This window comes from Paenibacillus foliorum, assembly GCF_013141765.1.
GTDB lineage: Bacteria > Bacillota > Bacilli > Paenibacillales > NBRC-103111 > Paenibacillus_S > Paenibacillus_S foliorum.
Genome location: NZ_WHOD01000079.1, coordinates 24,307 through 36,162 on the forward strand (window position 1 = coordinate 24,307; position 11,856 = coordinate 36,162).

Annotated in this window: 11 protein-coding genes; all 11 read left to right on the forward strand. The window is 44.4% G+C overall.

Annotation, left to right across the window (positions count from 1 at the left end):
* Positions 1 to 119 precede the first annotated feature (119 nt).
* The 11 genes from GC093_RS21355 (at position 120) to GC093_RS21405 (ending at position 11,834) form a co-directional block, all read left to right on the forward strand.
* Positions 120 to 1,325: an MFS transporter gene (locus tag GC093_RS21355; RefSeq protein ID WP_216624745.1), complete on the forward strand. Its 1,206-nt coding sequence runs from the start codon at positions 120 to 122 to the stop codon at positions 1,323 to 1,325.
* The gene (locus tag GC093_RS21360; protein WP_246314955.1) at positions 1,312 to 2,541 is read left to right on the forward strand and encodes an anhydro-N-acetylmuramic acid kinase; all 1,230 of its coding nucleotides are present in this window, start codon (positions 1,312 to 1,314) and stop codon (positions 2,539 to 2,541) included. The genes GC093_RS21355 and GC093_RS21360 overlap by 14 nt, the downstream gene beginning before the upstream one ends.
* A 253-nt stretch (positions 2,542 to 2,794) precedes the next feature.
* Entirely contained in the window at positions 2,795 to 4,369 is a 1,575-nt protein-coding gene (locus tag GC093_RS21365; protein ID WP_216624746.1) for an ABC transporter substrate-binding protein, read from the forward strand.
* Positions 4,370 to 4,426: 57 nt separating this feature from the next.
* Positions 4,427 to 5,368 carry an ABC transporter permease gene (locus GC093_RS21370; protein ID WP_171653938.1) on the forward strand — a complete coding sequence of 314 codons (942 nt, stop codon included), beginning with the start codon at positions 4,427 to 4,429 and terminating at the stop codon, positions 5,366 to 5,368.
* A gap of 23 nt (positions 5,369 to 5,391) precedes the next feature.
* Entirely contained in the window at positions 5,392 to 6,225 is an 834-nt protein-coding gene (locus tag GC093_RS21375) for an ABC transporter permease (protein ID WP_171653939.1), read from the forward strand.
* A gap of 36 nt (positions 6,226 to 6,261) precedes the next feature.
* The gene (locus GC093_RS21380) at positions 6,262 to 7,389 is read left to right on the forward strand and encodes a serine hydrolase domain-containing protein (RefSeq protein WP_312886586.1); all 1,128 of its coding nucleotides are present in this window, start codon (positions 6,262 to 6,264) and stop codon (positions 7,387 to 7,389) included.
* A complete protein-coding gene (locus tag GC093_RS21385; protein WP_171653940.1) occupies positions 7,386 to 8,357 on the forward strand; it encodes an ABC transporter ATP-binding protein in 972 nt (323 codons plus the stop codon). The genes GC093_RS21380 and GC093_RS21385 overlap by 4 nt, the downstream gene beginning before the upstream one ends.
* Positions 8,354 to 9,319: an ABC transporter ATP-binding protein gene (locus GC093_RS21390; protein WP_171653941.1), complete on the forward strand. Its 966-nt coding sequence runs from the start codon at positions 8,354 to 8,356 to the stop codon at positions 9,317 to 9,319. Before GC093_RS21385 ends, GC093_RS21390 begins: the two co-directional genes overlap by 4 nt.
* Before the next feature lie 5 nt (positions 9,320 to 9,324).
* Positions 9,325 to 10,179 carry a MurR/RpiR family transcriptional regulator gene (locus tag GC093_RS21395; RefSeq protein ID WP_171653942.1) on the forward strand — a complete coding sequence of 285 codons (855 nt, stop codon included), beginning with the start codon at positions 9,325 to 9,327 and terminating at the stop codon, positions 10,177 to 10,179.
* 190 nt (positions 10,180 to 10,369) lie between these two features.
* Positions 10,370 to 10,741: an arsenate reductase family protein gene (locus GC093_RS21400; protein WP_171653974.1), complete on the forward strand. Its 372-nt coding sequence runs from the start codon at positions 10,370 to 10,372 to the stop codon at positions 10,739 to 10,741.
* Positions 10,742 to 10,805: 64 nt separating this feature from the next.
* Positions 10,806 to 11,834 (forward strand): site-2 protease family protein, encoded by a 1,029-nt coding sequence (locus GC093_RS21405; RefSeq protein ID WP_171653975.1) that lies wholly within the window; start codon positions 10,806 to 10,808, stop codon positions 11,832 to 11,834.
* The last annotated feature ends 22 nt before the right edge of the window (positions 11,835 to 11,856 follow it).

Sequence of the window (11,856 nt, forward strand, 5' to 3'; positions counted from 1 at the left end):
TTAATAACTAAGTCCATTTTGGGGTTTCGAATTCTTTTTATATAAAAAGAAGCTGCTTAGAATGAAATAATATTTTGTCGAATGGATTGACAAAGGAAATAATATTACTTACACTAATTTTGAAGATATTGGTTAAATATGAATTGTTGGTAAAGGGAGGAATCTTCATCCGGCGCTTCATAGTCATCCTTGTTATGTTTTTAACAGTAGGTGCTTTTGATTCAGTCAGAGGGATTCTAACTAACCACATGGGTGCAGCTTACTCCTTAGATCTGGCGCAACTTGGAACATTATTAGCAGCAGCCCCCGCAGGATATCTTTTTTCGGGCCCTATTGTCGGATGGATCATCGACAAAATAGGGGCAAAGCACTCCCTTCAGGCAGCAATTATCCTCTTATTCACCTCTCTAATTGGACTTGTTACGATTCCAAACTATTTCTTTTTAGTCTTTTTATTTTTTGTTAGCGGATTCTCGAAAGGCGCCTTGGAAACATCGCTGAATTATGTAACATCGTTGTGGTTTATACAGTATAGGGCGCGGTTTCTTGGGTTTGTGCACGCAGGATATGGGCTGGGGGCTTTCTTGTTTCCGATGTTAACCGGGTTCCTTTTCTTACAGGGTTTAGAATGGCGTGGAATATATGGGATATTCCTAGTGATCTTTTTGATATCCTTCTTAATGCTATTTTTATTTAAAACGGAGAAAAGTGAACGACAAGTAACGGAGCCAACCAAAGTAAAAGAAATTCTAAAAAGCAAGCGCTTACAACTTTTGGTTGCGGCAACCATGTTTTATGTGGGGGCTGAGGTTGGTTTCTTGAGCTGGCTTCCGTATTATCTTCCCCATATTAAAGCCGTAGCCGAGGATATCGTTCCGTATTACATAGGTGCATTTTTTATATTGATGATGGCAGGACGATTTTTTGGGGGCTTTATAGCAGATCGGATTGGTTACGAGTTAGCTATTATGATAGGGGCTGGCTTGGGTGGGATCCTAATGTTGGCTGCACAGCTTGGATCAAGCGATTTGGGTTGGATGTTTTCTTTAATCGGATTGTTCTTCTCCCTTATTTTTCCTACCTTTGTTGCTATGGCTTCGAGAGATTTTAACAAATCATCAGGTACAGTTATTGGTTATTTGACTTCAGCCGCGGGTATTGGAGCGACGACTACCTCATGGCTTATGGGGATTCTTGGCAAGTGGTACGGTTTTCAGTTCGCTTTTATCATCCCTGTTGTTTTTACTGCCTTACTCATTATTGTAGTGGCATGGCTTTATACTATAAATCGTCAAACAAGGGGGCTAAGCGATGGAAGCAAGTAGTTTAACCATGTGGGAAGCGTATCGAAAAAAGAAGCAACATATTTTAATTGGTATTATGTCCGGTACATCATTAGATGGTGTAGATGCTGCGATGGTTAGAATCGACACTAACACGTCCGGGTCAATCGATCAAATTGAGCTTTTGGGATTTGAATACATCCCTTATTCGGTTGAATTAAAGGAACGGTTGATTTCCCTATGCTCTGTTGAGCATGCCAGACTGGATGATCTTGTGATTGCCAATTATGGAATATCGGAATGGTATGTTTCAGCTGTAGAAAATTTGCTAAAGTCGACGGGAATTGAGAGGGCTGCGGTGGAAGCAATCAGTATGCATGGTCAGACTGTGTGGCATGCGCCCGATCAAGTCCCGTTTCCTGTTCCAGACGGTCAGACACTTGTGAAAGCCACTCTACAGATCGGTGAGGCTGCTGTTGTTCGCGAGAGAACAGGGATACCCGTTATCGGAAACCTTCGAGCGAGGGATATGGCAGCGGGAGGTGAAGGAGCGCCCTTGGCACCCTATTTGGACTTGATTGTATTCCGAAGCCAGCATGTGGGTCGCATTGTACAGAACATCGGCGGAATCGGAAATGCGACCGTCATCCCAGCCGGAGCCCATACAAATGAATGCTATGCTTTCGATACCGGACCTGGAAACATGGTGATGGATACGCTTGTCAGGGAAGAAACCAATGGGCAGCTGCAATATGATACAGGCGGCGAAATAGCGGCAAAGGGACATGTTAACGATGAGTTGGTAGAAAGCTTCTATAAGAATGACGATTACTATGAAAAGGTTCCACCTAAGAGCACCGGACGCGAGGTCTATGGGTCGGCATTCGCTGCACGCTTCCGGGATGAAGGTCGTAAACGGGGATTAACGTTTGAGGATATCATAGCTTCGGCAACGGCTTTAACGGCAATGACGATCGTACGCTCCTATCAAAGATTCGTCTTTCCCATTCATAAGATTGGCGATGTGATTGTAGCCGGTGGCGGAGCGCACAACAAGACGCTGCTTGCGATGATGCGTAAAAGCTTAGCGCCCGACTGCCAGCTTCATACGAGTGAGAATTTCGGAATTCCCGATGATGCCAGAGAGGCGATCGCTTTTGCCGTAATGGGCCATGAGTCTTTAATGGGAAGGCCGAGCAATCTGCCTGCTGTTACTGGCGCAGCCCGCCCTGTGATTCTGGGCCAAATTACATTATAAGAAAAGCTTCGATTCGGAGCCCATTCGACGAAGATACATTCGTGTCTTAGAGGTAGCTTTTCTTGCAATATCAGAATGGTTCAGCTCCGCTGAAAACTTATACATTCAGATATTATAAGAAAAGCTTCGATTCGAAGCCCATTCGACGAAGATACATTCGTGTCTTAGAGGTAGCTTTTCTTGCAATATCAGTATGGTTCAGCTCCGCTGAAAACTTATACAGTCAGATATTATAAATTTAGGGGGAATTTAATTGATAACAAAACGTCTTATTGCAACCTGTCTTTTGAGTATCGGTCTTATACTAACGGGGTGCTCGAAGGATACTGCTAAACCTGCAGCCAATGAAACACCAACGACCCCATCAACAACCACGACAACGGCACCCGCTAAATCCAATCAACCTATGGAAATGAATATTGCTACGGATCAGGACCCGGTTGGATTCGATCCGCACAAGGTTCCAGCTGCTTCCAGCTTAAGAATTTACAGCCTGATCTATGATACCTTAACTCGCTTGGATGCCGACCTCAATATTATACCGAGCTTGGCTACGAAATGGACCGTATCACCTGATGGAAAAACGGTAACGTTCGATTTACAGAAAGGCGTCAAATTCCATAACGGCAGGGAAATGACCTCGGCTGATGTGAAATTCAGCTTTGACCGGATTCTCGATGCCAAAACGGCAGCGCTGGCCAAATCTTATTTCACCAGCGTAGAAGCTATTGAAACACCAGATCCTTATCAAGTCGTATTCAAGCTGAAAAATATTGACTCGGCCCTCATAGCGAACGTTACGAGTATTTACACGGCGATTGTACCGAAAGAAGTCGCAGATTTGAATAAAGAAATGGTCGGTACCGGACCTTTTAAAATCGGCGCAATTGAAGCTGGACAATCGGTTACATTGACCAAAAACCCGAACTATTTTGTGAAAGACATGCCTAAAGCCGATACAATAAAATTCCGTGTTATGAAGGACGAGGCTGAAAGATTGGCTGCGGTTCGGACCGGAAAAGTAGATTTAACTACCGTCTCCGCAGACTCGGCTAAGCTTTTGGAAAAGACAAAGGGCGTCACTATTCAAGATTATCAGACGATGGAATACGGGTACCTCGGTATTAATACCACGAAGAAACCGTTTGATGATGTTCGAGTTCGCCAGGCGCTTAGTTATGCAGTTGATCGTAGTGAGATTGTAAAAACAGTTTGGAAAGATCAGGGGCAGGTCACAGGTCCAATTTCTCCAGTCCAGAAGGCATATGCTCTTAACGCGAGTGATTTGCCGAAAAAAGATATCGACAAAGCGAAACAGCTTTTGAAGGATGCAGGTTATGAGAAGGGTTTTGAAACTGTCATCCAAACTGCTTCCACCTACCCGGATATGATTGAATCGGCACAAGTCATTCAACAACAGCTGAAGGCAATAGGCATTAATGCCAAGATCGAGCAGCTGGAATGGGCGAAATATATTGAAACCTGGAAATCAAAAGAAATGACACTGCTTATTGGTCGTAACACAGCCGGTACGGATCCTGATAGGTCGCTTCGCTTCTTCTTCTCGACTTCAGGTGGTGCTAACGTGTGGAATTATTCCAATAAAGACTTCGATGCTTTGACTCAGAAAGCACTAGAAACTAATGATTTGGAGCAGCGGAAAAAGCTCTATGTAGATGCGCAAAAAATGCTGATCAATGATTCGCCGAACTTGTTCCTTGCTTCACCCAAATACTTCTATGCAGTTAGTGAAAGACTGGATGGATTTGTTCCGAATGCAGCGAGCGAAGCTTATGCCATCATGAAAACAGCCATAAAAAATAAATAAAGCTGACCGGGGAAGGCGGTTTAATTGCCGCCTTCCTAAACTCCGGGGGGTGCCATCTTGGTTAGTTATATCATCAAAAGACTCGCTGGATTGATCCCGATTTTAATCGGAATATCTGTCCTGGTGTTTTTAATTCTTCATCTTGTGCCAGGAGATCCCGTCTTGATCATGCTTGGAACGAACGCAACGGATGAGGCTGTTAGTGTTTTAAGGGAGCAGCTTGGCTTGAACAAGCCACTGATCATGCAGTACCTGAACTGGAGTCTCCATTTATTGCAGGGCAACTTTGGAGAGTCCGTTCATACAGGGAATGCCATTTTGCCAGAAATAATTAAGCGATTTGGGATCACTCTACAGCTGACGTTATTGGCTTCTCTAATCGGTTGGGCCATTGCTATCCCGATCGGTATGCTATCGGCAGTAAAGTCAGGATCGACCACGGATATCATAGGACGATTGATTGCCCTATTAGGAATTTCCGTTCCTAATTTTGCTGTTGGCACACTTCTGCTGCTAGTCTTTTCTTTATATATAGGTTGGTTTCCACCGATGGATTTCGTTAATTTATGGGACGATCCCTTCGAGTCGATCAAAAAATTAATATTGCCGGCGGTTACGATGGGAATTGTTATGGCAGCGGGAGTCATGCGGATGACTCGCTCAACGTTTCTCGAAACCCTCGGTAAAGAGTTTATCCGTACAGCACGAGCAAAAGGGACTCCTGAGTGGAAAATTCTTTTTGAGCATGCCTTTCGAAACTCAGCGATTCCAATTGTTACGATTGCCGGTATGCAGTTTGGATATTTACTGGGTGGTTCCGTCATTATTGAACAGCTTTTTTCCATTCCGGGCTTGGGGCAGTACATTCTAGACGGCATCCATCAGCGTGATTACCTAGTCGTTCAAGGCGGCGTGTTATTTGTTGCTGTAGTATTCGTGCTGATCAATTTGGCGGTGGATATCGTGTATTCGCTTATTGACCCCAGAATCAAGTATTAAACAAAGGGGACCAGGGACCGACGATGCTGACACTAGGACAACGATTTTGGAAAAATAAAACAGCGGTTATATGCGGATTGGTTCTCATCATTATTTGCATGGGCGCCGTGTTTGCTCCGGTTCTCGCTCCCAAGGATATTACACAAATGGACAATGCACATAGGATGCAGGGGAGTGGAGATGGCTATTTGCTAGGCACGGATCAATTTGGCCGGGATTTACTCAGTCGGATCATCTATGGTGCAAGGACCTCTCTTACGGTAGGCATTTGTTCTGTTGCGATCAGTGCTTTTTTTGGTACCATGTTAGGCTTGCTTTCAGGATATTTTGGGCGTTGGATCGACACCATCATCATGAGGACCATGGACATCCTATTTGCTTTTCCTGAAATTTTACTGGCTTTAGCAATTGTCGCCGCTCTCGGACCGGGAACCTACAAAACGATCCTTGCCATTGGAATCGTGAATATACCCGTCTTTACGCGCACTGTTCGCGGAGCCGTGTTATCGGTGAAAAATTTGGAGTATGTAGAAAGCGCCAGAGCGATTGGACAGAAAACGTCGCGTATTTTGTTCTTGGAAATTTTCCCGAACATTCAAGCGCCACTTCTCGTTCAAGCTTCCATTGCTATTTCAGGAGCCATTCTTACTGAATCGGCACTTAGCTTCTTGGGCCTTGGTGTCCAACCACCGAATCCCTCATGGGGAGGCATGATTGCGGAGTCGAGACGCTACATGGAGCTTGCTCCGGGCATGATCATTTGGCCTTGCTTAGCCATGACGCTGACGATTCTTGCATTTAATCTTTTTGGAGATGCCCTGAGGGATCTGTTGGATCCTAAACATCGCTCCCGATAAATGGTGGGTGAAAAAAAGCAACGGGGTTGGTGAATCGTGATAGATAATAAGGCGCAGCGGCTCTACGATTGTTTGAAACAAAACATAGATGAAGGAATTAACCAAGGTGTGTTTCCAAGTGGTATCGCGGCTATACACACAGGTGATCAGAAGCCGATCATTTATGCAAGGGGATTTACAGAGGATACAGTCTTTGATCTCGCTTCACTTACCAAGGTGATGGCCACTTTGCCAGCGATCCTGTTGGCTGTTCAATCAGGGAAAACGAGTCTCTTTGATCCCGTAACGAAATGGATTCCGGAATTTGCAAGTATTCACGATCCTCGAAGAATGCAAGTTACCTTGTTTCACTTATTAACCCATACATCGGGACTTCCAGCATGGAGACCTTATTTCATTCGTTTAAAAGGAAAAGAAGATTATTTAGCGGCGATCTGTAACGAACCATTGATATATTCACCGAGCACGGACATGGTTTACAGTGATCTAGGCTTCATGCTTCTAGGGTTTATCTTGGAACGAATATGGGATATGGAGCTTGAAGAGGTGGTTTCATCGCTTGTCTTGGGACCCCTTGGTTTACATCGAACGCGTTATTCGCCCGGGGCCTCCCATTGGCCAATTGCACCAACCGAGGAAGGAAATCCATTCGAAAAGAACATGGCTATGCTCTATTTAGAAGACTATGAAAATGGACGGTTGCCCGATGGAGCTTTTGCTATGAGCAATGAGGATATCGATACGAATAGATGGCGTGAAGGGATAATCTGTGGAACGGTGCATGATTGTAACGCACATTATGGGCTTGGTGGCATTAGCGGACATGCAGGTCTTTTTTCTGATATCGGGGACTTGCTTCGCTATATGGATATTTGGAAGCAGGGGTCTGGCGATTTTTTATCGGATCAGACTATCACTAATGCTACACTAGCTCATGCAACATCATCGGCAAGGTCTAGAGGGCTCGGTTGGGAGATTCTCTCCAATGACACGTTTGGTCATACCGGTTTCACGGGAACATCCGTATGGCATAATACAACGACTGAAACAACATGTATCCTACTAACCAACCGGGTTCATCCGTTTGTAAGAATGGGTATTCAGGAATGGCGACTGCAGACCAGGGAACTATTAACATCTTTACTCAAAGGGGCATGTTCATGAAATCGTTATTGGACATCCGTAATATTAGCATACATTTCAAGGGTGATCATGAGAAAGTGAATGTCGTCCATGACATTAGCTTGCAAGTGAATCCTGGAGAAATTGTTGGCATTGTTGGGGAGTCGGGATGCGGAAAAAGCGTAACTAGTATGTCTATTCTACGTTTGCTCGGCAGAAATGCGGAAGTTAAGGGAGAAATCTTTTTTGATGGAAGGAACCTCTTGGAAATATCCGAGAAGGAAATGCGCAAGCTTAGAGGAAATGGGATTTCCATGATTTTTCAGGAGCCGATGACATCCCTTAATCCCTTGCATACGATTGGAAAGCAAATCGGGGAACCTTTGTTAAGACACAGAAATATGTCGAAGTCAGACAGGAAGAGCCGCGTTCTCAAGCTTCTTAATGAAGTTGGGATTCCAAGAGCAGAAGAAATTTATGAAGAATTTCCTCATCAATTGTCGGGTGGAATGCGCCAACGTGTTATGATTGCTGTGGCACTTGCCTGTGATCCTGCATTGATCATTGCCGATGAGCCTACAACTGCATTGGATGTTACCATTCAAGCGCAAATTCTGGAATTGATGAAGAATATCAGCCGTCAACATCAAACCTCCATATTATTTATAACCCATGATCTTGGAGTAGTAGCTGAAATGTGTGATCGAGTCATAGTTATGTATGCAGGTCAAATCGTCGAGCATGCAGATGTTGCAGCCTTGTTTCGAAAACCCAAGCATCCCTACACCGTAGGATTACTCAATTCCATACCGGATATGGCGGCGGATAAAGAAAGATTAGTTCCTATTAAGGGGCATGTCCCATCGCTTCGCAATATGCCTTCTGGTTGCCGGTTTTTCGAACGTTGTGATCATGCGATGGATATTTGTCGGCAGGAACCACGAATGTTTGCTGATGGCACGCATGAATGCAGATGCTGGTTGCATGCGGATGAGGAGGGGCGTCCATGAAGGCTTTAATGGAAGTGAAGAACCTAAAGAAGCATTTTCCTGTGAAATCTGGATTCTCGAAGAAGGCGATGGTCAAGGCCGTTGATGGGCTTGAATTTACCGTATATGAAGGGGAGACCTTAAGTATTGTCGGGGAATCGGGTTGTGGAAAGTCCACAATGGGGCGGTGCCTGCTGCGGTTGATCGAGCCGACGGAAGGGCAAATTCTGTTTGAAGGACAGGACTTGATGCAGCTTTCTCCGGAAGAAATGAGACTGCGGAGACGGGATATGCAGTTGGTCTTTCAAGACCCCTTCTCTTCACTTAATCCAAGAAAAACGATTCGGCAAATCTTAATGGAACCACTCATCGTTCACAACATCGGAAATACTGCGGAAAAGAAGGCTAAGGTCGAATGGATAATTGAAAAAGTAGGATTATCTCCAGATTATTTAAATCGTTATCCGCATGAGTTTTCCGGAGGGCAGCGACAACGGGTCGGAATAGCCCGTGCTCTCATTCTTCAGCCGAAGTTAATTGTTGCTGATGAGCCCGTTTCGGCACTGGATGTTTCCATACAAGCCCAAATTCTCAATCTGATGCATGATCTTCAGAAAGAATTTAAGTTGACCTATATTTTCATTTCGCATGATTTAAGCGTTGTTAAACATATTTCAGATCGCGTGGCTGTTATGTATCTGGGAAAGATTGTGGAGATTGCGCATAAATCCAAACTCTATCAATCCCCGCAGCATCCCTATACGAAGGCGCTTCTTTCTTCGGTACCTCTTCCCAATCCTGATGTCAAAAAAGAAAGGATCTTATTGGAAGGTGATTTACCTAGTCCGTCTAACCCGCCGACAGGATGCTCGTTTCATCCGAGGTGTCAAAATGCAGTTGAGGCTTGTAAAAATAGGGCGCCCATACTGGAAGAAAAGGCAGACCATCATCTGGTTTCCTGCCATTTAATTGAAAAGAGGTGATCCTGATGCTGACTGGAGGCATCATTAGTATTAAATCGATGCTGGATCAACTCCACCCTTCGGAGAGGAAAACAGCCGAATATATTTTAGAGCATCCCCGCGAGGTGGTGCAATATTCCGTACAAAAGCTCGCAGAACTTAGTGGCGTTTCAGAAGCCACGGTTATCCGTCTTTGTCAGAAAATGAATATGAAAGGATTTCAGGAGCTAAAACTTCGTATTGCCGGCGATCTTTCTTCCAATCAGATTTCAACAGGAGGGTATGAAGAAATTCGAATGGGAGAATCGATTGAAAATATTGTTCAAGCTGTGAGCAATAATAATAAGCAATCCATCGACGATACGGTGGCTGTTTTATCCATAGATGAGGTCAACAAAGCTGTCGATGTGCTCTCCAAGGCGCGAAGAATTAACATTATGGGATGCGGTGCGTCCTATCTGATAGCCGAAGATTTAATGCATAAGTTCGTTCGTATAGGACGCTGGTGTGAAGCTTATTCGGATTTTCATGGTCAATTAACTTCAGCGGTCACGATGGGACCGGAGGATGTTGCTTTTGGAATCTCCTATTCAGGTAAAACGATTGAAATTATCGAATCCTTGACTGAAGCAAAAAAGCAAGGCGCCACGACCATAACGTTAACCAAATATGGCATGTCTCCCGTCTCGGAATTGGCGGATATTCGCTTGTTCACGAGTGCTGTAGAACAAAATATCCGGAGCGGGGCGACGGCATCACGAATCGCTCAACTAAACGTGATTGATATATTGTTTACCTCCTATGCAAGCCGTCAAAACGAGCAGATGATTCCGATCCTTGAAAAGTCGAGAATTGCTCTTAGTCGGTTGAGAAGGGGTTAGGGAATATAATTCAAAGCTTAATAAAAATAAAGCAGGCTACCTATTCGGTAGCCTATTGTCTGTGCATTTCCACGGTACTGACAAGTTTTCTCATAAAAGCAGTTATATTTTTATATCTCCCTATTTTTTAGTATAATAAGGAAACCGCTTGATGCGTAGACAAAAAGAAACCAAAGACAGGAATGATCGTATGAGTACTCAAAGAACTGTGACCATCTACCAATACCCCCAATGCGGGACTTGCCGGAATGCGCTAAAGTCTCTTAAGCAAAAAGGGATGGAGGTGGAAGCCGTCCATATTTTCGATAATCCTCCGGACAGTGGACAGATTAAGCAAATGATTCAACAAAGCGGTCTTGAAATGAAAAAATGGTTTAATACATCTGGGGAAGTTTACAAAGAAATGAAATTGAAGGATAAACTTTCGCAAATGACCGAGGAACAGCAGATTGAACTGCTCGCCACTAACGGTCGTCTCATTAAACGTCCGATTGTTACCGACGGAACGAAGGTAACTGTAGGCTATAAAGAAGAACAATATGAGCAGGTCTGGGGCGTGTAATCCCCTAGTTGAAGGAGCGTGAACGCTGTTGCAGCAAAGAAAAAATAAAAAAAATCCGCTGTGGATGATCGGTGCCGCAGGGGTGTTTCTCCTTACTCAGGGCAAGTTTTTGCTGGCCCTTCTGAAATTCGGGAAATTCGGTGGAGTCTTTCTTTCGATGTTAATTTCCATAGGCGCTTATGCGATCATTTTTCCTTGGAGTTTTGCGGTTGGGTTTGTATTACTCATATTGGTGCATGAATTAGGTCATGTTATAGCGGCCAAGCAGAAAGGGCTGCCCGTATCTGCACCTATGTTTATTCCATTCCTTGGAGCCTTTATTAATATGAAGCGCCATCCGAGAGATGCGGTTACAGAAGCTTATATTGCTATAGGCGGCCCTGTTCTAGGAAGCATTGGCGCACTTGCCGTGTTTGGAGCTGCTATTTATTTTGAAAGTCCATTACTGTATAGCTTGGCACTAGCTGGTTTTTTGATTAATTTGTTTAATCTCATTCCGATTCATCCTCTAGATGGTGGCCGAATTGTCACTGCGGTGTCAAGATGGTTATGGCTGGTCGGCTTGATTGGCGGTCTGGTGCTGATTATTTACAATTTCAGTATCATTCTCTGCATCATTTGGGCAATGTTCGCCTACGACCTTTACAAGAAATATGTGAAGCACCGCAAAACAGGTGGCGAGAAGCGTGCTATGGCGGCAAGCTTTTTGATTCCGGCAGAGCCCTTGATAGCTGAAGGCTATTTAATTCCTGGTGAAGAGCATAAAAGAGAGCTGGACTTTGTCACGTATTCGGATCTGGAAGGGCAGCAGTATGTTTATGTTATCTGGGAGGGCTTGAACTTTACAGGCACCATTCCGCTAATGCAGCAAGCCTTAATCCGCAAGACCCATGTGACGAGACTGGAACGTATACAGAAGGAAGACGGACTGCATCTGATGATACATTGTCAGGTGGATTACGATCCTTTTGATAATGATAAGTATTATGAGGTCCCGATTGCTTCACGGTGGAAATTCGGAATCGCGTACTTTGCACTTGCAGGCTTTCTGTTTGCTATGATGTCTTTGGTTCATAAGGTTGGAAATATATAAACTTTTCAGAGCTTATGAAGCG